The following is a 25713-nucleotide window of genomic DNA, read 5'->3' as shown; positions in this document are numbered from 1 at the left end:
CGATATTTGATTTTGGGTGACTGGCCCGCGTCTCAAGAGCAAGACCTTATGGGGTTAAAAGGAAAGTATCCTATACATACACGTAAAGTCATAGAGGACATCTCGACTAATAATGACTAATAAAAAGTTGAATCCCCCCCCTTATAGTCTACGTGTCTTGTTGAGGACCTTTGCGACCTTACTACTTTTTGTAATATTAACTTTTAACTTTAAAGCGTCAATTCAACATTACTCGGTTCTTTCACTGGCAAGCACAATGAGTAACATAGATAATAACTTTCTATCTAGTAGCGGCTTACTCTTTGATTTAATTTATTTTATTTTAGTATTATTGATAACTTTAATTATTTGGTCTGTTTTTATCGTCATATCAACCATTTCTCCCGTTCTAAAACTAAAAAGTACGACTCAGCAAGATTTGTATTGGTTAATTATCGTTACCGCTAACATTACGTTCGTTGTAGCCGTTTGCTCCTATCTCTACCCAACCTCTTTAACATCATACTTAAGGAATAGCTTTTTATCCCAGCCGATAATGTTGTTGACTATGGCGATCACATTGTTATTTTTATTTTTCAGAGGTTGGTTAAGCCTTTGCACTAAGATAACAGTGCTGACAACGTCAACATTGTTAATATTGTTTTTCATAGCGCCACTCCTGATCTCATCAGATAAACATCAAACACTTCAGTCTAGCCCTAACATTATAATTGTAGGGGTCGATGGTTTAAGGCCAGACCATTTGGCCATTTTTGGCGGCGATAAAAACCTTTCTCCCTTTTTAAATAACCAACTAGAAAACAGTATCGTTTATAAAAATGCTTACACGCCACAGGGACGCACTTACGTAGCATGGATGAGCTTATTAACAGGAAAATACCCAATTAATAATGGCGTAAGGTTTAATCTAGCACCATCTGAGGTCGTCGATAAGCACCTTCCAATCATTGAGCACTTTAAATCAGAGGGGTATCATACTTCTTATGCTATTGATGAGCGCCGATTTAATCAAATCGATTATGGTTATGGTTTTGATACCGTAGTTGGTCCAAAAATCGGTGTGGCTGATGCCATTATCAGTGGTTTTGGCGATTTACCATTTTTGAATATTCTTTTACAACACCCGTATGGATCTTTTTTGCTCCCCTACCTTTATAACAATCGAGCTTACGGTAAAGCTTACTCCCCTACCTCATTCAACAATAGCGTTATCAGAGGTTTATCTACTAGCAAACCGAATTTTTTAGCGTTGCATTACTGTCAGCTTCATTGGCCATATACTTCTAAAAACTTTATTTCTGAACCCAATGAGCATTGGGATGGCAATTATAATCATTACATGTATAAACAAATGCTTAAAAATATGGATAACCAACTCCATGATATGTTTACCAAGCTTAAGACTACAGGCCGGTTAAAAAACGCTGTTGTCTACATTATCTCTGATCATGGGGAGAGCTTTAATCAAGCACAACATTCCCCCATTCAGATGTCTAAATCTTCTATCCCAAATACTAAGTCCTGGGGGCACGGTACAAACATCTTAGATCAACAACAATCTCACATATTAATGGCTAAGATGAAGTTCAAAAATGACAAGGTGGTAACTACACCCAATGCTTTAAAGGGAACTTATTCATTAGTCGATATCGTTCCGAGTATACTCTCTGAAATGGGGTTCCCCTCTACTCAACTCGCTAATTTAGATGGCCTGCCATTACCTGATGAGCAGACAAACATTCAAGATAACAGATTCATTTTTGTTGAGTCATCACTTCCGGTAAAATCTATCAACAAAAGCTTTATTGATAAAAAAGAGGTTATGTCTGAAACCGGTTCTCATTACGAACTTCGAGGAGATGGCAGAGCTTATATGAAGCTCGCTAACTACAAAGAGTTAATTAAAAAGAAGCAGCGTGCTGTGTACTTTCAAAACTGGCAGTTAACTATGCTCCCTAATTCCAAAGACCTAGTGTTACTTGATATTACCAAAAACAAAATTTATACCGAAAAAACTTATGATGGTGATTTTGACTGGATGCCGATGTTAACTGCACTTTGTCGGCATTATGCCGGAGACCCAGGCTTTGACCCACACTTGATGTGCAATCAAGCAAATTCCTTTTATAGCGGCAGATAATATGAGTATTATCAGATCGGTACCCTTCTTATCTTGCCCTCCAATAGTGACCATCTTTAAAACTCTACTTATATCCATAACAATCGCTATAACATTAATAGGTGGATCCGCTCCCTTTGTTGTGGCCTTTACCGTTGCAAAGTTTGAGCTGATATTTATTGCTCTTTATCTATTCTTACGTGTTACACAATATCAAAAACACTGCTCACATCAGCAAATTTCAATCGCACCTAAATTCGCTGTAATTGGCTCATTATTGTTAATGAGTTTGCTTGCCTCTACATTCATTAACTTTCCAAATAAAGCAAATGACATTCAATACACCATTGTGAGTTTTTCAGTATTATTTACAAGCATTCACCTTTTGTTTTGTGCAACGTTAACCTATAGCCTAATTCAATACCGTTACAGTATATTAAGCTGTTTTAATGCGATTGCAGGTACCATTTACTTTATTGCCACTATTTTTGTAATCATGCAGATCACAGGCTTTCCATCAACACTGTATGAAAACACTTTATCAGTTCCTTTCGCTAGCAATATCAGATACCTAGGATATCTTTGCTGTGCTAGTACCTCTATATTGTCTGTTTATCTACTTCAGATTCAGCAGCGAAATCTCTCAATCAAAGTAGCCATCAGTATTGTCTATATGGTCAATCTAGCGCTGCTTATTTGGTTAGGCGGTAGAGGCTCAGTTATTGCTTATTTTTCTACCCTCTCAATTTATATCGCTTACTTACTGTATCAACGGCAATTAGTGCTTAAGCATCTAATTTTTATAGTCATACTAATTATCTGCTCAATATTTCTGGCCGATTGGGTTTCTATTTTTAACTGGAATGGGCCAGGTCGATTTTTTACCTCTATAGAACTCAATAATGTTGAGGAAGGCTTGAATAAATTGTCGTCTAATAGAATTGCCATCTGGACTCAAACAATTATTGCAATAACTGAAACCCCTTGGTTTGGATTAGGTCCTGAGGGTTACAGGTTTCATCCAGATCATATGTTTGGATTACAGCCCCACAACGTAATATTACAACTGCTTATCACCTACGGGATCATTGGCGGAGCGCTGATAGCTTACTTATATTACAGGATACTTAAAACAGCAATGAAGCAGCTATGGACTAACACGACAGGTTCTAAACTCGAATCTACTATCGCGTTAATTGTTATTGTAAGCTTATCCATGCATGGTCTTGTTGATGGTACTTTTTATCACGCTCAGCCTTTATATTACCTAATACTCGCGTCTGCAGTCTTACTCGCTAAAGCGGTACAAACTCAAAACACTACGCCATCGGCAACAAACTAGGTATACAATACACGGCATAACTGTCTACAAAGAACTATCGTTATGTGGCTACAAAAACAAATCAACCTACAAGCTCGACCTCGCGGTTTTCATTTGATCACTCAGGAGTTAGAGCGATCAATTTCCGAGCTATCACACATCAAAATTGGAGTTATACATATTTTACTTCAACATACCTCAGCATCTCTCACTCTTAATGAAAACGCAGATCCTAGTGTAAGATTGGATTTCGAATCATATATCAATCGATTAGCTCCAGAAAATGCGCCTTATTACACTCATACTTATGAAGGGGATGACGATATGCCAGCCCACCTTAAAGCTAGCCTTTTAGGGGTTTCGGTGACGATTCCAGTAACAAATGGTCGATTTAATTTGGGTACTTGGCAAGGTGTATATTTAGGTGAACATCGAGATAATGGGGGAAGTAGACGAATCCTTATTACGCTAAATGGTGAATAAGCTGTCTAAAACCATATGGATGACAAAACAAGTAACCAGCTAGATTGTTAATGTATTAAGACGGCTAACTTAAGCATTTTGCATACAAGCGTTATCCATTCGATAAATGAACGTTGGCGTTGCTAAAACATCACTCCACAAAAAAGAGCACGTAAGTGCTCTTTTTTGTATTACTGTACCCGGCTGATCATTAAGCCTCTGCAATACGCTCAAGCTTTGCTAAATAGAAACCGTCAAAACCGGTTTTAGCCGGACTAATAGTCTCATCTTCGATGAATCTAAAATGCTTATTTTCGGCAAGAAAGGCATCCACTTGATCGCGATTTTCCTCAGGCATAATAGAACAGGTCGCATAAACTAACATGCCACCCACTTTTACCATACGGCTATAACTTTGTAGAATATGCTTTTGAAGTTCTACAAGTACCGGTAAACGCTCTGGGGTATCACGCCACTTTGCATCGGGATTACGCTTCAAAACCCCCAGACCAGAACATGGCACATCTAATAACACTCTATCTGCGGTCAGCTTTAAGCGTTTAATGGTTTTACTACTGGCAATAATTCGAGTTTCAACGTTATGAGCACCAGCCCTGCGTGCACGTTGCTTTAGGTTATCGAGTTTCCACTGTTCTACGTCCATAGCCAGTAATCGTCCCTTACCTTGCATCTGTGCAGATATAGATAATGTCTTACCACCAGCGCCTGCGCAAGCATCAACAACTCGCATACCAGGTTTTGCATCAAGTGCTAACGCAACTAGCTGTGAACCCGCATCTTGCTGCTCAAACCAACCTTTTTTAAACGTTTCGGTTCTAAACAGTGCAGAATCAGACGTCACCTCTAAAGCGGTATCAACCCCCTCAACATTAACCGTTTGTACACCTTCTTTACGCAATGAATTGGCGAGCTCTTCGCGCGTACATTTTAAAGTATTAGTACGTATAAAACGCTTTGCAGGTTTATTTAGCGCGGCTCTTTCTGCTGCCCAGGCCTCTCCCATCTGCTTCTGGCCCATCTCATTTAGCCAGTCAGGGCAACCATCCCATAACACTGGTTGCTGCTTGGCAGACTCAATACGTGAAGCCAGCTCACTCGCATCTACCTGTAATGCATACTGCATTTTCGGCAAAGGTAATTCATTAAATAGGTGCCATACGTTTAATAAGCGAGTGCCCAAGCGTGCCATCTCTTCTGGTTTTACATCAGAAAGATAGCAGTATAGGTTCAGTCTTCTCAGAATATCTCCAACGACAAAGGTAATACGACCTTGTTCAGTTGGCTCTAGTTTTAGACCCGAAAAATGCTGAGAATAGGCGCGGTCTAACGGTTTACCGTCAGATAAAACCAGATCGAGAATACTGATCACAAGTTCATTTGAGCTAGGAGAAAGCGGAGATTTCAACATTAAAAAAGTTACCCTGAAAAGAAAACGCTGCGATCATAGGAGCAAAGTAGCCAATACGCAAGCTAAGCCCTTCGAAAAGCATGAATTTAAAATAAGCAGAGGGATAACTCACACATTTTTAAACAATCTACTACACCTATAACAGATAGAAGCCGCTACACAAGGCAGCGGCTAAATAAACTTATCTCTTTGAAACTATCTGCACAAGTTAGCTTTTTACTTGATAATCGCTGCCATCTTTTGCCGTGAATTCGCGTACAAGCTTTCGTGTAACAGATGTTGTTGCAGTATTTTCAATATTAATTAAGCTTATCCAATAATCGTGACCTTCAAGCTGGATATCTTTAATGTTGGCTAAATCTTGGCTGGCTGTCTCATTTTTTCTATCAAAACTCAGCTCAACATGAGTGCCATTATCTTGTAACAAGATAGCCGTTGGCTCACTTTTGTGACCATTTAACGCAACAAACTGCTTTGGTTGGCGTAAACCCGTTTGGCTTCCATCCGCCATAAAAACGAGCAGTTGCTGATAGTAGATTACATAACTACATGCATTTTTATGGGAGCCTTTCGCTAAAGGGAATTTTGCATCTAAAAATGCTTTTGCACAGGGGGCCGTTGTATCGCTAGACGCCAGTTCGACGACATTCACATCAACAAGATCGGCACCAATAAAATTGTTATTCTGATTTACTTGAGTACTATTAATTGTTGATATATCCATGGCCCTATCCTCTTACGTGTTAATCGTGGGTCGTTATCCGTTTCAGTCGTAATCAAAAATAATACGTTTTTCGATTGCTTGATTTGTAGTCTAGTGCAATTTTCATTACAATTTCACAATAAAAATTTTACACTGTGAATTTTACAAGATGAAAAACAATCAAAGCTTGATCAGAAAGTCACATTTTTTGGGTACAAAGATAAGAAACTTGAGGAAGCGAAACCATCTCACCATGGAAGATCTTTCCGCTCGTTGTGTTCGTGTCGACCCAGATTCTGCACCGTCTGTGTCATATTTATCTATGATTGAGCGAGGAAAAAGAGTCCCAAGTTCAGGCATGCTTGCCGTCATCGCTGCAGTGTTTCAAAAAGAGGTCGATTGGTTTCTCGATGATGTCCCTGAAGATGATGCGATTACACCAGATAAGGGACGTAGAGGTGGAATTAGTGGCATGGCATTAGAGCCAAGTTTCCTTTTTTCTAATGATATTTTACAAATTGCGATCCCTGAAATGTTATCGCAAACCGGCACCACTGGCAGAGAATTTGCCCACCTTTTGATCCGAGCTCATCAAGAGCACCATCAAAATCACTTTCCAGATTTAGAACGAGCAGCGGAAGACGTTGGCCACAAGCGCCTACCACTGGCCTTAGATGATTTAAAAGATATCGCTAAATCACTAGGATTAAAGCTTAAATGGGTGGATAGAACACCCCAAGAGGTTGTCGATGAAATGGGCGTCAGTACGGCTCACGTCGTCACCTCTTTTTTCGAGCCGCCTTCTACAATCCATTTAAATAAAATGCTTAAGTCATTTCCAACACGGCTTAAGTATGACCTTGCCGTGCATATAGGCCATTGCGTATTACACAATAAAGATGGCTTAAAGTGTGTCTTAACTGCAGGTAGACGCCATACAGCATCACATGGTGAGCAGCCTACACCAGCTTCATCCACGCTTAATGCACAAGATATATTACATGCATGGCGTGATTTCGAGTCGAGTTTCTTTGCCGGTGCATTGCTTTGCCCCAAAGTCCCCTTTAGGCAGTTGCTTGATCGCCATGGTTATGAGATCAACGTAAATAAACTTATGGGTGTTTCGGCTTCAGTAGCCATGCGAAGAATGACCGTTGTATCACCCTACCCCCACTGGCACTATTTCGATGCTTATGCACCTGGTAAGTTAAAAGCGGTTTATCGAGGCAATGGGATCCCGCTGCCTTGGGGCAATATGAGGTTAGTTGAAGATCCCTGCCAACATTGGGCAGTGTTTAGAATGATCAATGAGCCAAAAGTAGGCACATCTGCGCAAATTTCAATTCTCGACGTCGCTGATGAGCCAAGAATTTACTGCTGTGAATCTATAAAAGTAGAAGATATGGCGGGCAATAATCACGTGTTGTGTGCAGGAATCGATCTCAACCCTGCAATTGATGCTCAGGGTGGCGATGCTGCTTCGATTGCGGCGGATTTAAAACAGTCTTGCGCAGCAAATGGTGGGTCGGTAGAGATGCCTGTTAATATTAAGAAAGATCTAATGAGTGTTGCAAAAATTTTGAACATTAACTGGATTGAGCGAGGTATCGAAAACGATGCACGCCTAATTTGTGCAAGAGGCGCAGTTTGCCCAAGGCAACCGAGCTGTTATGAGGCTGGAAAGTCACTTTGCCTCGAAGAGGATTGATATAACTTTGACACTATCTACCCTTGAGTAAGTTAACCTTGCCAACAGCTGTTAATTATATTTGTCAGCTGTTGGCAACAATACTTTTATCGAGTTTATAAGCCTATTTCAATGTCAGCTTCATTTAATGTCAGCGTCATTTTTAAGAACCAACGATAGTTCCGTATGCTATCCCCTGAACATTAATACACTGCTCGGAATAACCGAAACCAATTGATAACGTATCGTCTATCGTGACATCCGTTAAAATAGCAGTGCCTTTAATAGCACTCTTTGCAGCTGCAATCGCATCGGGAGATGAAACGCTGTCACCCAAAGGCAATAGGTATAAAAATTGAGTTTGGCAACTTTGCCCTAATACGGGTCCAAGATTGACCAAGGTGTCAGTTAATTTTTTGTCCTGATAGGTTTTTGTCACAAACGAGCCGTGATTTGCAGTATTGCAGCCCGTAAGCCCCGCGCATACTATCAAAAGCAGTGATAAGGCCATATTTGAACTCGGTCTTGTCATGGTTGTTCCTGTTTCTAAAAGTTATTTTGTATATGGTGACTAGAGCATTTTAATAGAAATGTTGATTACACGCTTACGCCTGTACTCAAGTTACGCCAATGCTAAAGTAACCAAAACATTCAAGTCACCTAAATATTAAACCAACTTAAATATTGAATTTAATCATATATTCAAGGAAAAAGCTCAGTCAGACCACACCAATAGTCACATTACACTGACGATTTCAAAATAACGTTTAGTTTCACCAAGAGTCAAACTAAACTCTTCGCCCTGCGGTTTATTCATCATAGCAGCGCCTAAGGGGGATGCTGGCGTCACTATCATCACCAATAGGCCATCGAATTCTATCTTTAAGCCACCAGCACTTGGCCCTACAAACAAATATTGACGTTTGTCATCGTCATCAATTAACACAACAACTCGCCCTAGACTAACTTGCCGTTGTTTATTGCAATCCAGTTTAGAGCGCACTTCATTAGCTAGCCCACTGCTGACAATATCATCTGGCATATCAAAACCAGTAATACTGGCGAAAAGGTGCTTAAATGCTTCTAAATCCGCTTTGCACTGCGCCGCACGCATTGATTGCCCGTGAGCAAGGTATGAAGCCTCTAAGCCAAATGTATCATATTTATTCTCTGCAACACTTTCACTGCCCGTTGCTGTTTCATGGGCACGATTTGCAGCAACTATAGCACTAGCATAGGCACTTTCTAATGCTGCCATTATTCGTACATTTAACTTATTAATTGATAACACGTTTTGTTACCTTGAGTAAAAAGCACAGACTACACTTAGATTAACAAACTCATACAACAAAAACTGAGATTAAATTCATTTTTATTCTATATTGCCGCTTGATAATCCCTGTAAACTCGCTAACTTAGTCTAAAAGCAGCAATAGTCATCAACTGAGCAAACAGGAAGTCGCCTGGAGTCATATATCCACCTCGCCTAGTCGATTTAAAGGAATAAGATTGGTAAAGGATCAACACAATAACACTGATAATCTAAGGCCTAGCGCACAGCGCTGCACTTTCGTGCGTGGGCGCTTTACAGGGTTCATATTAACAATCACTCTCTTTACCTCCTATTGTGCAGCGCAAGATTTAGAGCCTCGCAGCTATACCAATATTCCTATTGGTATGAACTTTATCGCCGCTGGCATGGTGCATTCTCAAGGCGAGCTATCTCCTGCGCCATCGGCACCAATAACTGACGCCAACTTAACCATTAATGCAGCGGTAGTTGGCTATGCCCATAGCTTTGCTTTGGCTGGTAGCTCTGCAAAATTCGATATGTCTACGACACGAGTCTGTTATAAGGGCAGCGCAACATATAATAATGAACAATTAACAGCCGATCGTTGTGGATATGGCGATCCTACGATGCGACTTACTTGGAATTTTTATGGCGCTCCTGCATTACAGGCTAAGGATTTTGCGAGTTGGAAACAAGGGATCGTTATTGGCACAAGTGTTCAAATTAGCTTGCCTATTGGAAGCTATGATCCTGCGAGGTTATTAAATGCGGGCAGTAATCGCTGGGTATTGAGGCCTGGGGTGGGAATGTCGCATAAACTTGGTAACTGGTATTATGATTTGATCGCCTCCGTTCGACTATACGGTGATAATAATCAATATATTAGCAATGTGACTTTAGAACAAGCGCCCCAATATACACTTCAAGGGCACCTTATCTACAATTTCAATTCTGGTCATTGGCTCTCGGTCAATGGCAACCTATTTTTTGGTGGCGAGACGAGTAGAGATAAAATCGAATCGTTAGATGAACAACGTAATTCCCGTTTTGGAGTGACTTACTCTTTTCCTATTACTTTGCAGCACAGTGTTAAATTGTACGCCAATACAGGTGTTATCACTGAGGTAGGAAACGATTTTGATACCTTTGGTGCTCTGTGGCAATACCGATTTTAAAGGCTGAATGTCTATCCTAAAAATAAAGCTCAGTAACCCAATGCTACTGGGCTTTATCGATTGTCATTCATTCTGCTGCCTGAATATTCGCTCCGTCCGCTGTATTCAAGAAGCAATAATTCAAGAAGCAATACTCAATAGCCGTTATTCAACGTCATCAAAGTACCAAAAACCGGCATTAACCCACTGAGTCAGCAGTTCCATAACTTCTTTGTCTTCCAGCCAGTTTGAGATGTCATCTAACGTTAACATTGGCTTATTACAAAGAGTTTCAATTAGTCCAGGTTTGCCTACACTAAACTGGATTTGCTCGCCATTGAGATACATGACACCTGCCGCTAAGGTTGCTGAAAAATACAGACAACGCAGGCCACCTAAGCGGTTAAGGGGTTGCTCTTCAATAATAGCCTTAATATCTTCAACATCAAAACCAAGTGGGCCTTCAGGTAAATCCAATTCGCACTTAGATTGAGTCAAATAACGGCCACTAAACTCACTGATCAAGGTATCATCCAAGGTTTCTATAAGCTGCTGCTTAATTCGGCCTAAGTCTTGCTCATCTATCAAACCTGAATGCTGGCTTAAGCTGCGCTCAGGATCGCGAATTTGCTGTGCGCCCATCTCTTTATCAATGAGGTGATCGGCAAGTGCACTCACCATATCCTTTGCAGAAGCCGTACGGTAACCAACTGAGAAACTCATTGAAGGCTCTAAAGTGACACCATCGTGAGGAAATCCCGGTGGCAAATAAAGAATATCGCCAGGTAGCAATTCAACATCAATGATAGGTTCAAACGCTTCGGTGTGTAGCAAAGCCGGATGCGCCGCAAACTCTTTATGTGGCCCTATGTCTCCTACTCGCCATCTACGACGACCCGAGCCTTGACAGATAAATACATCATATAGGTCGATATGCGGACCGACTCCACCACCCGGAACAGCATAACTGACCATAACGTCATCTAAACGCCAACGTGGAATAAAGTCGAAACATTTTAGTAAATCTTCAGCTGCTGGAACCCAGTTATTAAGCGCCTGAACAATTAAAGTCCAATCTGTTTCACCTAAGTGTTCATAAGACTCAAAAGGCCCAAACTCAGCCTGCCAGTTGCCATCTTGTTGATACACTCTGCGAGATTCCACCATTTCATCGCACGCAAGGCCCGCCATCTCATCTGGAGACAACAGATCTTGAAAGTTTTTAAATCCTTGGCGGATCACTAATGGTTTCTTTTGCCAGTATTCTTTAAGAAACTGCTCTGGGGTTAAGCCGTTTATATCTAATTGCATGTTGCATACTCACTAAAATTTGTGTGAATGCTACCAAAAAAGCCCAACAAAAAATCTCGGGTAGATCATGAAAACATGCTTAATTTGTACAGCTATTGGGCTAATCAGCCCAAAGCTTGAAACTGAGTAATAACTTGATTGACTGTCTATTGAGGATCAATACAATAGCGAGCAAACATTTTTGATGATGATTCAACTTGGCCAATATAACTCTCTCACGCCCAATTCAGCCTGCCGACACCGTTATCGTGCTCGACTTTGAAACAACAGGTCTATCTCCTACTCAAGGTGACCGAGCAATTGAAATCGGTGCCGTCATGCTAAAAGATGGTAAAGTCATTGATAGGTTCCAACAACTCATGAACCCTGGTTTTAGAGTCAGTGGCTTTATCGAAAATTACACCGGGATCAGTAATGAGATGTTGAGTGACGCGGATGCTTGCGAAACTGTGATGGCGCAATTTGCAGACTTCATCGGTAGCTACAATCTCGTCGCCCACAATGCCTCATTCGATCAACGCTTTTTGGATGCGGAACTACAACGGGTTGGCTGTCATTATCCTGGTCAATTTGCCTGCTCAATGTTAATTGCTCGTCGGTTGTATCAAGACGCACCCAATCATAAACTTGGCAGTTTAATCCATTATAAAAACATCCAACATGATGGTGTATTTCACCGTGCTTTAGCTGATAGTGAGATGACCGCCGACCTGTGGTTAGCCATGCTTGAAGATTTACACTCAAAATACCAGATCAAGCGACCTGACTTTTCCTTATTACAAGCCATTGGCAAACAAAGCAAAGCCAGTGTTAATCAATATTTAACGCGTCAGCGCTAACCCCTCCCACTGTTAAATAGCTGATTAATCAGAGTTCAAACCAGAGCTGACAGGTACCGTAATAAAACAGGTAACTGTCATCTCTAATTTGAGCGACTACAGCTAATACTGTGTTTCTCATCTTCAGACACAACGATACAAATCACTTCGATGAGCCTAATCAGCACTTATAACGACTAAACTCTATAGACTTAAACAGTTAACGTTTAAATACTCAACTTTCAAATGGTTGGAATTCAAATTGCCAAGTTTAAATGCCTAACTCGTCGAGTAAATCATCGGCATCCGTTTTGTCTAACGTGACCTTTGCTGATTTATGGGCTCTGACTTCTGTGCCCAGTAATTGACCATGCTCAGCCAGCAATTCATCTAAATCAAACTCTTCATCAGTTTCAAATTCACTTAACTTGATAAACTCCGTTTTATCCATAGCAAACTCAAGATAAAAGACATGATTACGTTGCGTCTTAAAAGACACTCTTCTCGCCACTGCTTCGTCTAAATTTGTATCGATAGAGATTGTCAGCTCTTTATTAATTGTCAGCATCTTTGGCTGGCTTTGGCTAATACTCGTTTGTAATTCTTTACTGATTTTATTAATGAAGTCACCCAAAATCTGATTCATCAACTCGCCCATGACGTTACCGACTTCATCAGAGGTATGGGAGAGGGCTAACTCAGCTTCTGGCATGCCCATGTTCAACATATATTCGCGGTAGATCTCTAATGCCGCAGGCGCAGAAAAATTAATCACAACCAGTCCAGAGAAGCCGCCATCAAAAATTGAAAAGCACCCTAAATCGGGCTTTAAACAAGTTCTAGTAATAGATTGAACCATACCTGCGTGGGTAATTTGACTATGAGTGGTGCTTGATAACACATGAGAAACGGAGTGGCATAGCTTTAATAAAATATCGTCGGTGCTAACGGAGACTGTGGATTGCATAAAAAGACCCTATGAAAAAATAATCGACGTTATATTGCCCCACAACATTAACAAAACAAAGTAAAACCCGAAAACATCAGCAATAAATACGTATAAAGTGATGAAAGGATTGAGTTAACATTTTTAAAATAAACATACTGTTACTGTTCCCCTACCTCGGCATAAAGGGTAAATTGAACCCACGTATTCGTAGGCAGAACAAGAACTATATGATCGCTCTACTCAGACAATTTACGATTCTACAACGTTTAATTTTAATGCTAATGCTGGCTGCAATCGGCACTGTTTGCTTTGCCAGTTTTTCAATAAACGAACAGTACAATAACCTTGTGGCGCAAAAATGGTTGCAAAACGACGGTCAAATAAACACTGCAATCAGTTTAATTGAAGCAGGTAAAAAACAAGTCGATGCTCAAAAAGTCAGTTTAGCGGCAGCACAAGTAACGACAACGGAACTCATTAACCAAATACATTTTGGCAATGATGGCTACTTTATGATTTTAGATAGCGACCATACCATTATCGCTAATGGTGCAGATCCAAGCGCTATTTCTAAAAATATAAACTCACTGTTTCACTCACAAGCTGCGAGTGAACTTGAAGCATTGTTAAATTTATCAACCAGTCAGTCTTTCGCTAAGGCTCAAATCGATTTCCCTAACCCCACAACCGGTCAACTAGACGCTAAACTCATAGAGGCCAGACAATATGCACCCTGGGGCTGGACGATTATTACCGGCAGTTACATGAGTGATATTCATAGCGTCATGTATTCAATGGCGTTCGACTACCTCGTCATTATGTTAATGATCTCCATTCCTATTTTCCTGTTTTTCTTGGTGCTCAACATCTCTATCACCTCCCCGTTAAAAGAAGCAATTAGCGCCATGAAAGATATTGCTCAAGGAGAAGGCGATTTAACTAAAAAATTGCCTACCAAAGGTAAAGATGAAGTCGCTGAACTTGCCGAAGCGTTTAATTTATTTGTCATCAAAATTAGAGATATGGTCGCACAGCTTCAGCCTATTGGGGAAGATCTAGACCTAGATGCCCAACGGTTACTTAACGCCGCAGAAGAATCAAATGATAGTGTCGAGCACCTTCATAGAGAAACCTCCAGTGTCGCCACGGCAATCAATCAGATGCTATCGACGACTCAAGAGATGGCCAGTAATACTAACCAGGCAGCAGAAGCGGCTAATAGTGTAAAACATCAAGCCCAGCAGAGTATGTCTATGATGGATGCTACGCTTGATAACTCTATGCATCTTGCTGACGAACTTAAAAATGCTCAGCAGATCACTCACGCGCTTGGTAGCTCGTCATCTCAGATTGGCAACATCTTAGATGTGATTCGAGGCATTGCCGATCAAACTAACCTACTTGCGCTTAATGCAGCAATTGAAGCTGCCCGAGCTGGTAGTCATGGACGGGGATTTGCGGTCGTCGCAGATGAAGTTCGTGCCTTAGCTAACCGTACTCAAGATTCGACTAATGAGATCCAAAACATCATTAAAGAGATCCAGTCTGGTGTAAACAGTGTTGTTGCCAGTAATGAGCAAAATCAAAGTCAGTCTCAACAAGTGCAGACTCAAGCTAAAGAGGTGAGCGATTCGCTGACTGACATTTTAGGCTTGATTGCGCATATTAGTGACATGAACACCCAGCTTGCCAGTGCAACAGAAGAGCAATCTATCGTTACTGAAGAGATTAATCGCAACATCTGTTCGATAACCGAATTAACGGAGGTGTCAGTCAAAGCGAATGAAAGTAACCACAATGCTGCAATGTCACTGCAAACTATTAGTAAAGATTGCGCCCGTACGTTAGGCCAATTCAAAATAAGCTAAAGTTACAAGAGCGTGAGGGGCAGTAATTGCCCCTCACGCTCTTTCGAAATTATGATAAGCTAAATTCACTGAAGAGATATCTTTAAAAGTGAATTGAAATTATGGCTCGCATGACTTTAGCTATCCATCCGGAACTCTACACTATCCATAGTTTTTCAACAGACAGTGGGATCTCGCCTGATATTTTTCATCAAGATATGTACTTCATTGGTAAAACCAAAGATGAGATCTCTGTTGTCGTCCCTGCGACGTTAATACTCGATAGCATCGAGCAAGAAGATGACTGGCGCTGCCTTGAAGTCATTGGTCCTTTAGGCTTTTCAATGACGGGCATTTTAGCCAATGTCTCTAGCACTCTGGCTGACGAAAAAATAAGTATTTTTGCCATATCGACTTTTGATACCGATTATATCTTAGTCAAAAAAGACACTTTATCGGCGGCAACTAAAGCACTTAAAAAGAAAAATTACCAAATCATTGATTATTAGTTATTAGTTATTAGTTATTAGTTATTGTCTTTTTGAGTTAGCCCAAATAGCAAAAATACAATTGCACCAACTTTAGAGTGTTTCATTCATGTATGAAAAGAGCGTGATTATTACAGCTAAACATGGGATCCATACCCGCCCTGCAGCTCTTGTAGTGAAAAAGGCCAAATCTTTTGACTGCAATATCACTGTAGAATGTGATGGTAAGCACGCGAGTGCTAAAAGCTTATTCAAACTGCAAACCTTAGGGCTTTATTATGGCGTATCGGTCAGAGTCTTCGCAGAGGGAGAGCAAGCACAACAAGCTGTAGAAGAAGTGTCAGAACTACTCATTACATTAAGTTAAGGGTTTAGCTATGTCGATTACAGGGATCGCTGTTTCATCGGGTATCGCTTTTGGTCAAGCGTTACACCTTAATTTACATCATGAAAAGATTGATTACCGGTTAATTCCAAAATCTCAAGTTCCCATCGAAATACACAGACTAAAGCACGCATTTGACCTTCAAAAACAACATTTAACTCAAGGTCTAGAGAAGCTTCAACCTGAAACCAGCCACTTTGATTTAATTGAAGCTGATCTGCTTATATTAGACGATGAGGATCTGTTAGAACACATTGAACATACCATTTCAAGTTTACAAATTGGCGCAGCATTCGCCATAGAGAGAGTATTCGACCAGCAAGCCAGCGAATTAGCACTATTAGATGATCCCTATCTTGCCAATCGAGCTCAAGACGTAACATGCCTCGGTAGTCGACTCATTGCTCGTTTAAACGGAGCTCAACATCTAGATCTAAGTCAACTCACTCAAGATACGATAATATTTTCTCACGATTTGACCCCTGCTGAATTTGCCATGCTACCTCTTGAGCATATTACCGGTGTCGTGCTCAATACCGGCGGCCTGACAAGTCATACTGCAATTTTAACTCGTAGTGCTGGGCTCCCTGCCCTGTTAAGTTGCCAATATGAAGCCGCTCAGATTAACAATGGCATTCAGGTAGTGTTAAATGCGAATAAAGGTGAGTTGGTTGTTGACCCCAACAAAAAACAGCGGGCTCATTTACAAGCCCTAAAGCAACTAGACTTTCAGCGTAAACAACAATTACTCACTCTTAAAGATTTGCCCACAGAAACCTTGGACGGTCACCGCATTTCCTTATTAGCTAATGTAGGTAATCTAAACGAGGTCAGTCATTTAGCCGATGTGGGCGCCGAAGGAATTGGCTTATTTAGAACTGAATTCATGTTAATGAATACCAGTGTTTTGCCCGATGAAAAAACTCAATATCACTTCTATTGTGATGCGCTGCATTTAATGGAAGGTAAGACGTTTACCTTACGCACCCTAGATGTCGGTGCCGATAAAGAGATCCCCTGCCTTGGAACAATCATTGAAGATAATCCAGCGTTAGGCTTAAGGGGGATCCGTTACAGCTTGGCGCATCCTGAACTGTTCAAGACACAAGTGAGTGCGATTTTACGCGCTGCCAATCACGGCTCTGTTCGCCTAATGTTTCCAATGATCAATCAGATTGAAGAGTTAGAGCAATTACTAGGTTACGTTGAAGAGTGTAAAGTAAGGCTAATTGAAGCAGAGAAAGGCTTTGGAGAGCTAACCTATGGCATCGTTGTTGAAACGCCTGCTGCCGTACTTAACCTTGAGTCTATGTTGCCATATCTTGACTTTATCAGTATTGGTACAAATGACCTCGCTCAATACACCATGGCCGCCGACCGAACCAATCCATTACTGACCAAAGAATACCCTTCTCTGTCCCCTGCGGTGCTTAATCTTATCCAAACCACCATAGATATCGCCAAAGAACACCAAATCACCGTGTCGCTGTGCGGTGAATTAGCAAGCGATCCAAATGTAGCGCCTTTACTCGTTGGAATGGGAATAGACGAGCTCAGCGTTAATTTAGGTTCATTATTAGAGGTTAAGTCGGCATTACGTGATATAAGTTATCAAACATGCTTGACGGTAGCCAAACATGCGCTAAAAATAAAAAGAATTGACGAATTAAAACTTTACATTAATGGTCGGTCTTAATAGCTATGATAGTAACAGTAGCCTTACTCGATAATAATAATGATTCCAAGGGGCAAATTAAATGGGATTTTTGAGCCGTATTAGACGCCTTATTTCTGGACAGAGTGACATAGCGGGCATAGTCAATGTGTATGCTCCAGTGAGTGGAAAAATCGTTGACGTTGAAAAGGTACCCGATGCCGTATTCTCAGAGAAGATTGTCGGTGACGGATTGGCAATCGAGCCAAAAGGCCACCTTATTTTAGCTCCAATTGACGGCACCATAGGAAAAATATTCGAAACAAACCATGCGTTTAGCATCGAATCTACACAAGGGCTCGAAATATTTGTACATTTTGGTATTGGTACCGTCGAACTCAGAGGCAATGGTTTTAAACGATTAGCCGAAGAAGGCCAAGAAGTTAAGATGGGCGAGCCAATACTAGAATTTGATCTCGACTATTTAAAAGAACACGCAGATAGCCTTCTTACACCTGTGCTTATCGCCAATATGGAAGACATTCAATCCATAGATAAAAAACAAGGCCATCTAGAAGCAGGAAAAGACATCATTTTTTCAGTCAAACTTTAACGCCTTAACCCTTATTACATATTAACCAAAGCCTAATATTTATTAGGCTTTTTCATCATTGCAATTCAAGCTGGCCATTGGGCATTGAATTACGCTCAACAAGGGAAACATGACAACAATTCCCCCTTGAGCAGAGCCAAAAGCAATGACACAATGCAGACAACTTATAAAAACAAACTGGAGTACCCTTTTGACACTTTTCGGAATTAAGAATTGCGATACTGTACGTAAAGCCCGTAAATGGCTTGAAGCTAACCAACTTGAAGTTGCTTTTCATGATTTTCGTGAAGATGGGCTCAGTACTGAGCAAATAGAACAATGGGTCAGTGCTATCGGCTGGGAAGCCTTATTCAATAAAAGAAGTACCAGTTATAGAAATCTAACGGATACAGAAAAGAATGACATCAATGAGAAGAAAGCTGTCGCCTTGATGGCACTCTACCCAACCTTGATCAAGCGCCCTGTTTTAGTGGTGAATGGACAAGTCCAGGTTGGTTTTAAAGAAGCAGACTATCGCACGTGGTTCAACCTATGAGCCAAACTACAGACTCGCCATTACTGTCACTGGCCAAAGACTTAATTTCTCGTCAATCGGTCACCCCTTTAGATGAAGGGTGTCAGCAACTCATGGCTGATAGATTAGCCGATGCAGGCTTTAATATTGAATCTATGGTCTTTGAAGACACCACCAATATGTGGGCTCGTAGAGGGACTCAATCTCCTGTTTTCTGTTTTGCCGGCCATACTGATGTTGTGCCAGTAGGCGATTTAAAACAATGGCACACGCCGCCGTTTGAGCCTGTTGTTATCGATGATTATCTTCACGGCCGAGGCGCCGCAGATATGAAAGGCTCACTCGCTGCAATGATGGTAGCAGCCGAACGATTCGTTAAACGATTTCCAGATCATCAAGGTTCTATTGCCTTTCTCATTACCAGTGATGAGGAAGGTCCTTTTATTAATGGTACAACTCGCGTCATCGATACCCTCGAAGCGCGCAATGAAAAAATCACCTGGTCGCTGGTGGGAGAACCTTCATCGACCCATAAACTGGGTGATATCGTTAAAAATGGTCGCCGAGGCAGCCTAACAGGCAATTTAACCGTTAAAGGGATCCAGGGACACGTTGCTTACCCTCATCTTGCTGATAACCCTATTCATAAAGCCGCTCCAGCACTGGATGAGCTTGCAAGAATGAAATGGGATAATGGTAATGAATTTTTCCCGCCGACTAGCTTTCAAATCGCAAATATCAATGGTGGCACTGGCGCATCAAACGTGATCCCAGGTGCGTTAGAGGTGATGTTTAACTTTCGTTACTCCACTGAAGTCACCGCCGAGATCTTAATCGCACGAGTACTCAATATTTTAGACGCTCATGGTTTAGAATACGATATCAATTGGGTCTTCAATGGCTTACCCTTTTTAACTGGCGATGGACCGTTATTAGAGGCAACCAAAGCGGCAATCAAAAAAGTCACAGGTACAGATACCGATCCACAAACTTCGGGTGGCACGTCAGATGGTCGCTTTATTGCGCCAACGGGTGCACAGGTTATTGAGCTTGGCCCAGTTAATGCCACTATTCACAAAGTCAACGAGTGCGTGAAAATCTCAGATCTTGAGTTACTGACTGATTGTTATGAAGCCATTTTGGAAAACTTGCTGTGCAAGTAACACAGCCTTCTTTATATGGCCTTGAAGACCAACACCTGGTTGAATGCTTAGGTCACCTTTTAGAAGTAAACACAGCGGCTGCATTTTTAACAATGCAGCAAGCTGCGTTAACTGCAGGTATTGATATTCAGATCTGCTCTGGACATCGAAATTTCGATAGACAGCTAGGGATTTGGAACGCCAAAGCCAGTGGTCGACGGGCAGTATTAGACAAATCCTCTATGCCGGTATCAATTGAGCATCTTTCTTCAAATGAATTAATCGATACTATCCTTTTATGGTCGGCGATACCGGGAATGTCAAGGCACCACTGGGGCACAGACATCGATATCTTTGATGCCAACGGCATAGAAAAGCCAAAGTTACAGCTAGTTCCTACAGAATATCAGCAAGGTGGACCTTGTTTCCACTTGAGCCAATGGTTACACTCCCACGCAGATAAATTCGGCTTCTACCTACCTTATCAGCAGGGGTTAAGTGGCGTAAGCCCAGAACCGTGGCACTTAAGCTACTTTCCAATGTCGAAAGATTATATTAATACTTACGATATCGATGCAGTAAAAGCAATCTTGGCCAGTTGTGATATTTTACACAAAGACACAATACTTGAGCGCATAGTGCCACTGGTTAATGAGTATGTGTTACGCGTCGCCCCCATTCCTACGCAGAAATAGCCGTTAACCAAAACCAGATTTCTTCACATATATTAGAGATAACACTGTGAACATAACCGACTTTACCAGCAACTTTGCAGCAAACAGACAACAAATCAGCATTGATGGCAGCACGCTAAGCTATCTAGATATCGGCCAAGGTCCCGTGCTATTAATGGGTCATAGCTATCTATGGGACGCTGATATGTGGGCGCCACAGATAGCCCACTTAAGTCAAAACTACCGTTGTATTGTGCCAGATCTTTGGGGCCATGGTTTTTCAGGTAAGCTTCCAGAACAGACCAGAAACTTGCGTGATATTGCGGCTCAAATGCTTGAACTCATGGATAAATTAAACGTAGACTCTTTCTCCGTAATGGGCTTATCGGTTGGTGCGATGTGGGGAGCTGAGCTCGCCCTTAAAGTGCCTGCACGAGTGCAACATCTCATTATGTTAGGCAGCTTTATTGGTTATGAACCAGAGATAACCCGCGACAAATACTACGCGATGCTTGATATTATTAAAGCAGAACAAGTCATTTCACCAACAATCATTGACGCTATCACCCCACTCTTTTTTGCAACTGAGCCTAATGCAGAGCTCGTTGAATTATTTAAACAAAAGCTAAATCATTTTGATAGCAACAATATTGACTGCTTATACCAAATAGGCAGAATGATTTTCGGCCGTCGCGATACCATGGATGATGTGCATTTATTAACTCTTCCCTGCTTAATCATGACCGGTGTAGAAGATAAAGCGCGTACAGTACTCGAAGGATACTTAATGCATGATGCAATTGATGGCAGTAAATATGTCCATATTGCTGAGTGCGGCCATATATCAACTTTAGAGCAGGCCGAATTTGTTAATCAACAGATCAGCCAGTTCTTAACTGAGCTAACATAAGATCTAATGAAACTACTAAAACCACTTTTTGATAATAATCGACGCTGGGCTGGGCGGATCTTAAAAGAAGATCCAAAATTTTTTGAGCAGCTCGCTAAGCAGCAAAATCCTGAGTATCTTTGGATTGGTTGCTCCGACAGCCGTGTACCCTCAAATCAGATAATCGATTTAATGCCTGGTGAAGTATTTGTTCATCGCAATATCGCCAACATGGTTATTCACACAGATTTGAACTGTTTATCTGTGCTGCAATATGCTGTTGAAGTGCTTAAAGTAAAACACATTATGGTTGTTGGTCATTATGGTTGTGGCGGTATAAAAGCATCAATGAGCACTGAGCGCTTAGGTCTCATCGATAATTGGCTCGGGCATATTCGAGACATACACAGATTACATAAACGCGATCTTGAAAACATGGATGAAGATAAGCGATTCGATCGTTTGTGTGAGCTCAATGTCATTGAACAGGTTGCAAACGTCACCAGTACCACAATTGTTCAGGATGCTTGGGCACGAGGCCAAGATGTGGCCATTCATGGTTGGATCTACAGCGTAGAGAACGGTTTACTATCAGATTTAGATGTAACGGTTAATAAAGACACGACGAGTGAATAACGTTAGAAACGTTTAGTTTCTAAACACCAACATCAAGGTTATCTCAAGCATTTTGCTGAGGTAGCCTTTTTTTTTAGCAATCGTTACTAAATTTTTACAAAATATGAGAAAAAGAGTAAGAATTCTCGCAGTTTGTTGCCCATCACAGTTATAATCGATTATTTATTTTTAGCGCAATTTTGCGCAGTGAATGCTAAGGAAATATCCATGCCTGGTTTTGAATTATTTGGTCCTGAAGAGAAACAAGAAGTCGCGGATGTAATGGAGAATGGCTTTACCTTCCGTTATAACTTTGATCATATGCGCAACGACCGCTGGAAAACCCGTGAGATGGAAGCACTACTGTGCGAAAAAATGAATGCTAAGCATGCACACCTTGTTTCCAGTGGTACTGCTGCACTGCAAACCGCAATGGCAGCCGCAGGCATTGGCGCTGGTGACGAAGTCATTGTGCCACCTTTCACCTTCGTAGCCTCTGTAGAAGCGGTATTCATGGCAGGAGCTGTACCGATATTTGCTGAAATCGATGAAACGCTTTGTCTATCACCAGAAGGTATCGAAGCAGCCATTACGCCTAAAACAAAGGCCATTAACCTAGTCCATATGTGTGGCTCTATGGCTAAAATGGATGAAATTAAAGCCGTATGTGCTAAGCATAACCTGATTATTCTTGAGGATGCTTGTCAAGCTATCGGCGGTAGTTATAAAGGTCAGGCGCTCGGCACTATTGGTGATGTTGGCTGTTACTCATTCGATTCAGTTAAAACCATCACCTGTGGTGAAGGTGGCGCAGTGATCACCAATAACGAAACTATCTACAACCATGCACATATGTTCTCAGATCATGGTCATGATCATGTAGGCAATGACCGCGGCGCGGAAGGTCACCCAATTATGGGGCTTAACTTCCGTATTTCAGAAATGAACTCGGCAATGGGCTTAGCTCAATTGCGCAAACTAGACAAAATTATTGAAATCCAGCGCAGCAACAAAAAGCTCATTAAAGACGCCATGTCAGCAATTCCTGAAGTCACCTTCCGCGAAATCCCTGATGCAGACGGTGATTCAGCAGGATTTTTAACCTTCTTTATGCCTACTGAAGCACGCACCATCGAAATCAACAAAAAGTTAGCCGAAAATGGCGTCGATGGTTGTTTCTACTGGTATGTAAACAACTGGCACTATCTGTCAAACTGGAAACATATCCAAGAACTTAAGTCACCTTCTGCGCTTCCGATAACACTTATTGAAGACAGACCCGATTATACTAAGGTGTCTGTGCCTAAGTCTGATGCCATCATGAGCCGCACAATTTCAATGCTTATCAAACTTTCATGGACGGAAGAAGAAATTAAGCAGCGTATCGAAAACATTAAACGCGCTTTTGCTTAATTAACCACACGTATCCGTCGCGTCATACAATTATGGCGCGATAGCACATTTTAATTTAATGGCCCCCAACGGAGAATGTCGTAATGAGTTTTAAGAACTTCAAATGTGTACCAAAAATGATTTTTGGTCGCGGTTCATTTGCACAGCTCGATCAAGTTTTAGCTGAAAAGCGCCAAGTAGAGGACGATTTTGTAGTGTTTTTGGTTGATGACGTTCATCAATCAAAGTCACTAAGTGATCGTGTTCCAGCTAAAGCACATGACTTGGTTATTTATGTCAATGTGGATGATGAACCCACGACAAAACAAGTTGATGCACTCACCGAGCAAGTTCAAGCGTTTAACAGTAAACTTCCTGTTAGCGTAGTTGGCTTAGGTGGCGGTTCGACTCTGGACCTCGCAAAGGCTGTATCACTTATGCTAACCAACCCGGGTGGCAGTGCTGAATACCAAGGTTGGGATCTTATTAAGAACCCAGCTATTCACCATATCGGTATTCCAACCGTATCAGGTACGGGTGCAGAAGCGTCACGTACCGCTGTACTATGTGGTCCTGTGCGAAAGCTTGGCTTAAACTCAGATTACACAGTATTTGATCAGATCATTATGGATTCTGAGCTGATTGCAGGTGTACCAACGGACCAATGGTTCTACACGGGTATGGATTGTTATATCCACTGTGTCGAGTCACTCGAAGGCACCTATCTAAATGAATTTGCAAAGGCATTTGCCGAAAAATCGATGGATCTTTGCCGTGAAGTCTTCATAGACGATCATGAAGAGAAAGATGACAAACTAATGATGGCATCCTATATGGGCGGTATGAGTATCGCTTATAGCCAGGTTGGTGCGTGTCATGCTGTTTCTTATGGTCTAGGCTATGTATTAGGCTACCATCACGGGATCGGTAATTGCTTAGCATTTGATGTACTTGAGGAGTTCTACCCAGAAGGCGTTGCTGAATTCCGTCAGATGATGGATAAACACAATATCGTTCTGCCTAAGAACATCTGTAAAGATCTTCCTGACGAAACTATCGCTAAGATGGTTGCCGTCACTAAGAGCATGGGCCCACTTTGGGATAATGTTTACGGTGAAGGCTGGGAAGAGAAAGTCACCGACGAAATGCTAACTAAGTTATTCCGTCGTATCTAAACTCTCGCGTAAGCAAGAATGGGCTTCAAATGGAAGCCCATGATACTTTTTCTAAGTAGGTAAATTGAATGAATGTAACCTTATTAATCCCTGCTCGTTACGGCTCTAGCCGTTTCCCTGGCAAACCATTGGCACCAATCAATGGCAAACCAATGATCCAGCATGTATACGAGCGCGCTGCTTTAGCAAAAGGGCTTAAAGACATCTATGTTGCAACTGACGACGATCGCATTAAAGATGCCGTTGAAGGTTTTGGCGGCAAAGTTGTTATGACAGGTGCAGATGCCGCATCAGGTACAGACCGTATCGACGATGCAATTACACAACTCGGTCTTGCCGATGATGATCTTGTGATTAACTTACAAGGTGATCAACCGTTAATTGATCCTATCTCTATTGAGCAGATCATTAGCCTATTTGAACGTCATCCAGGTGAGTTCGACATGGCAACCTTAGGTTATGAGATCAGCGATGACGAACAGCTCAACGATCCTAACCATGTTAAAATGGTTTTCGATAACAATTTTAACGCCTTATATTTCTCACGTGCCCGCATTCCTTATGGCCGTGATACGACCGATTACCCGGTTTATAAGCACCTTGGTGTTTACGCTTATACCCGCAAGTTTATCCAGACCTTTGCTAAACTCCCTCTGGGCCGTTTAGAAGATTTGGAGAAATTAGAACAACTTCGTGCGCTTGAGTATGGTTACAAAATTAAAGTTGCAATCAGTGCGTTTGATTCACCAGAGGTCGATACCCCTGAAGATATCCGTATTTGTGAAGCTAGACTTGCTGTTGACTAATTGATAAGGCGATAAGCGTTATGTCAAATCTTGAAGTTGGATTACTCATTTTATTAGTTGTTGGTATTATCGCCAGTAATTTAGCGGTTTTGAAATATAGCGCCAAATTCAAAATGTCTCAATTTGGTAAAGATCATCATAAGAAAACCACTAAAGAAAAAAATGTGGCTGACAAAGATGATCAGGACCAGCAAGCTGACTCTGACAAAAAGTAGCTAGGTAATATACTTAACTATTTGGAAAACAAAAAAGGCGCTTAAAGCGCCTTTTTT

At 41.4% G+C, this 25713-nt stretch carries 26 protein-coding genes; 20 read left to right on the top strand and 6 right to left on the bottom strand.

Translation table 11 applies throughout. From position 1 onward, the window contains the following. Positions 1-256 precede the first annotated feature (256 nt). The 3 genes from ACVBIO_RS00565 to ACVBIO_RS00555 are packed head-to-tail and all read left to right on the top strand — an operon-like array spanning position 257 to position 3923. Positions 257-2140, top strand: coding sequence for a sulfatase-like hydrolase/transferase (locus ACVBIO_RS00565; RefSeq protein WP_447171748.1), 1884 nt, complete (start codon positions 257-259; stop codon positions 2138-2140). A 1-nt stretch (position 2141) separates the two neighbouring features. Continuing rightward, positions 2142-3461 (top strand): O-antigen ligase family protein, encoded by a 1320-nt coding sequence (locus tag ACVBIO_RS00560; RefSeq protein WP_447171747.1) that lies wholly within the window; start codon positions 2142-2144, stop codon positions 3459-3461. Positions 3462-3503: 42 nt separating this feature from the next. Further along, complete coding sequence (locus tag ACVBIO_RS00555; RefSeq protein ID WP_447162811.1) at positions 3504-3923, top strand: secondary thiamine-phosphate synthase enzyme YjbQ; 420 nt, start codon at positions 3504-3506, stop codon at positions 3921-3923. A gap of 190 nt (positions 3924-4113) precedes the next feature. Here ACVBIO_RS00555 and ACVBIO_RS00550 read toward each other — a convergent pair whose 3' ends face one another. Next, on the bottom strand, positions 4114-5331 hold the full coding sequence (locus ACVBIO_RS00550; protein ID WP_447159170.1) for an RsmB/NOP family class I SAM-dependent RNA methyltransferase: 1218 nt from the start codon (positions 5329-5331) through the stop codon (positions 4114-4116). A 208-nt stretch (positions 5332-5539) separates the two neighbouring features. Then, positions 5540-6055: a malate synthase gene (locus ACVBIO_RS00545; RefSeq protein WP_447159169.1), complete on the bottom strand. Its 516-nt coding sequence runs from the start codon at positions 6053-6055 to the stop codon at positions 5540-5542. Positions 6056-6203: 148 nt separating this feature from the next. Between ACVBIO_RS00545 and ACVBIO_RS00540 the strand changes: the two genes are divergently transcribed. Further along, positions 6204-7742: a DUF3612 domain-containing protein gene (locus ACVBIO_RS00540; protein WP_447169181.1), complete on the top strand. Its 1539-nt coding sequence runs from the start codon at positions 6204-6206 to the stop codon at positions 7740-7742. A 142-nt stretch (positions 7743-7884) separates the two neighbouring features. Here the strand turns inward: ACVBIO_RS00540 and ACVBIO_RS00535 are convergent, their stop codons facing one another. Together ACVBIO_RS00535 and ACVBIO_RS00530 are read right to left on the bottom strand one after the other, a co-directional pair. Beyond that, positions 7885-8253, bottom strand: a complete 369-nt coding sequence (locus tag ACVBIO_RS00535; protein ID WP_447159167.1) for a hypothetical protein — start codon at positions 8251-8253, stop codon at positions 7885-7887. A gap of 204 nt (positions 8254-8457) precedes the next feature. After that, positions 8458-8979 carry a GreA/GreB family elongation factor gene (locus tag ACVBIO_RS00530; protein ID WP_447162813.1) on the bottom strand — a complete coding sequence of 174 codons (522 nt, stop codon included), beginning with the start codon at positions 8977-8979 and terminating at the stop codon, positions 8458-8460. A 251-nt stretch (positions 8980-9230) separates the two neighbouring features. Here ACVBIO_RS00530 and ACVBIO_RS00525 point away from each other — a divergent pair, with 251 nt between their 5' ends. Continuing rightward, on the top strand, positions 9231-10190 hold the full coding sequence (locus tag ACVBIO_RS00525; RefSeq protein WP_447162814.1) for a transporter: 960 nt from the start codon (positions 9231-9233) through the stop codon (positions 10188-10190). A 144-nt stretch (positions 10191-10334) separates the two neighbouring features. Here ACVBIO_RS00525 and ACVBIO_RS00520 read toward each other — a convergent pair whose 3' ends face one another. Then, a complete protein-coding gene (locus tag ACVBIO_RS00520; protein ID WP_447159164.1) occupies positions 10335-11480 on the bottom strand; it encodes a ribosomal protein uL16 3-hydroxylase in 1146 nt (381 codons plus the stop codon). Between the two features lie 197 nt (positions 11481-11677). Between ACVBIO_RS00520 and ACVBIO_RS00515 the strand changes: the two genes are divergently transcribed. After that, positions 11678-12319: a 3'-5' exonuclease gene (locus ACVBIO_RS00515; protein ID WP_447159163.1), complete on the top strand. Its 642-nt coding sequence runs from the start codon at positions 11678-11680 to the stop codon at positions 12317-12319. A 250-nt stretch (positions 12320-12569) separates the two neighbouring features. On the opposite strand, the gene ACVBIO_RS00510 is transcribed toward ACVBIO_RS00515, so the two are convergent. After that, complete coding sequence (locus ACVBIO_RS00510) at positions 12570-13265, bottom strand: DUF3334 family protein (protein WP_447171746.1); 696 nt, start codon at positions 13263-13265, stop codon at positions 12570-12572. Between the two features lie 209 nt (positions 13266-13474). On the opposite strand from ACVBIO_RS00510, the gene ACVBIO_RS00505 reads away from it, so the two are divergent. The 14 genes from ACVBIO_RS00505 to ACVBIO_RS00440 all read left to right on the top strand — a co-directional run bounded on the left by ACVBIO_RS00505 (position 13475) and on the right by ACVBIO_RS00440 (position 25656). Further along, positions 13475-15115 carry a methyl-accepting chemotaxis protein gene (locus ACVBIO_RS00505; RefSeq protein WP_447169189.1) on the top strand — a complete coding sequence of 547 codons (1641 nt, stop codon included), beginning with the start codon at positions 13475-13477 and terminating at the stop codon, positions 15113-15115. Between the two features lie 101 nt (positions 15116-15216). Then, positions 15217-15603, top strand: a complete 387-nt coding sequence (locus tag ACVBIO_RS00500; protein WP_447171745.1) for an ACT domain-containing protein — start codon at positions 15217-15219, stop codon at positions 15601-15603. A gap of 88 nt (positions 15604-15691) precedes the next feature. After that, entirely contained in the window at positions 15692-15949 is a 258-nt protein-coding gene (locus ACVBIO_RS00495; RefSeq protein WP_442529487.1) for an HPr family phosphocarrier protein, read from the top strand. Positions 15950-15959: 10 nt separating this feature from the next. Then, complete coding sequence (gene ptsP, locus ACVBIO_RS00490) at positions 15960-17663, top strand: phosphoenolpyruvate--protein phosphotransferase (protein ID WP_447171744.1); 1704 nt, start codon at positions 15960-15962, stop codon at positions 17661-17663. Positions 17664-17724: 61 nt separating this feature from the next. Further along, positions 17725-18234, top strand: coding sequence for a PTS glucose transporter subunit IIA (crr, locus tag ACVBIO_RS00485; protein WP_447159159.1), 510 nt, complete (start codon positions 17725-17727; stop codon positions 18232-18234). Positions 18235-18379: 145 nt separating this feature from the next. Beyond that, complete coding sequence (locus ACVBIO_RS00480; RefSeq protein WP_447159158.1) at positions 18380-18769, top strand: ArsC family reductase; 390 nt, start codon at positions 18380-18382, stop codon at positions 18767-18769. Further along, positions 18766-19911 carry a succinyl-diaminopimelate desuccinylase gene (gene dapE / locus ACVBIO_RS00475; protein ID WP_447171743.1) on the top strand — a complete coding sequence of 382 codons (1146 nt, stop codon included), beginning with the start codon at positions 18766-18768 and terminating at the stop codon, positions 19909-19911. Before ACVBIO_RS00480 ends, dapE begins: the two co-directional genes overlap by 4 nt. Further along, entirely contained in the window at positions 19902-20585 is a 684-nt protein-coding gene (locus ACVBIO_RS00470; RefSeq protein ID WP_447169185.1) for a M15 family metallopeptidase, read from the top strand. Before dapE ends, ACVBIO_RS00470 begins: the two co-directional genes overlap by 10 nt. Positions 20586-20631: 46 nt before the next feature. Further along, positions 20632-21474 (top strand): alpha/beta fold hydrolase, encoded by an 843-nt coding sequence (locus ACVBIO_RS00465; RefSeq protein WP_447159155.1) that lies wholly within the window; start codon positions 20632-20634, stop codon positions 21472-21474. Positions 21475-21480: 6 nt separating this feature from the next. Continuing rightward, positions 21481-22089 (top strand): carbonate dehydratase, encoded by a 609-nt coding sequence (can, locus tag ACVBIO_RS00460; RefSeq protein ID WP_447159154.1) that lies wholly within the window; start codon positions 21481-21483, stop codon positions 22087-22089. Positions 22090-22296: 207 nt separating this feature from the next. Further along, positions 22297-23481 (top strand): 8-amino-3,8-dideoxy-alpha-D-manno-octulosonate transaminase KdnA, encoded by a 1185-nt coding sequence (gene kdnA / locus ACVBIO_RS00455; RefSeq protein WP_447159153.1) that lies wholly within the window; start codon positions 22297-22299, stop codon positions 23479-23481. 83 nt (positions 23482-23564) lie between these two features. Further along, positions 23565-24635, top strand: a complete 1071-nt coding sequence (kdnB, locus tag ACVBIO_RS00450) for a 3-deoxy-alpha-D-manno-octulosonate 8-oxidase KdnB (protein WP_447171742.1) — start codon at positions 23565-23567, stop codon at positions 24633-24635. 68 nt (positions 24636-24703) lie between these two features. Then, entirely contained in the window at positions 24704-25441 is a 738-nt protein-coding gene (gene kdsB, locus ACVBIO_RS00445; RefSeq protein WP_447159151.1) for an 8-amino-3,8-dideoxy-manno-octulosonate cytidylyltransferase KdsB, read from the top strand. Positions 25442-25461: 20 nt separating this feature from the next. Then, positions 25462-25656: a DUF2897 family protein gene (locus tag ACVBIO_RS00440; RefSeq protein ID WP_447159150.1), complete on the top strand. Its 195-nt coding sequence runs from the start codon at positions 25462-25464 to the stop codon at positions 25654-25656. The last annotated feature ends 57 nt before the right edge of the window (positions 25657-25713 follow it).

It is taken from the genome of Shewanella sp. 0m-8 (assembly GCF_052977265.1).
The sequence above is the reverse complement of the archived record's forward strand: the minus strand, read 5'-3'. Positions and strand labels throughout refer to the sequence as shown.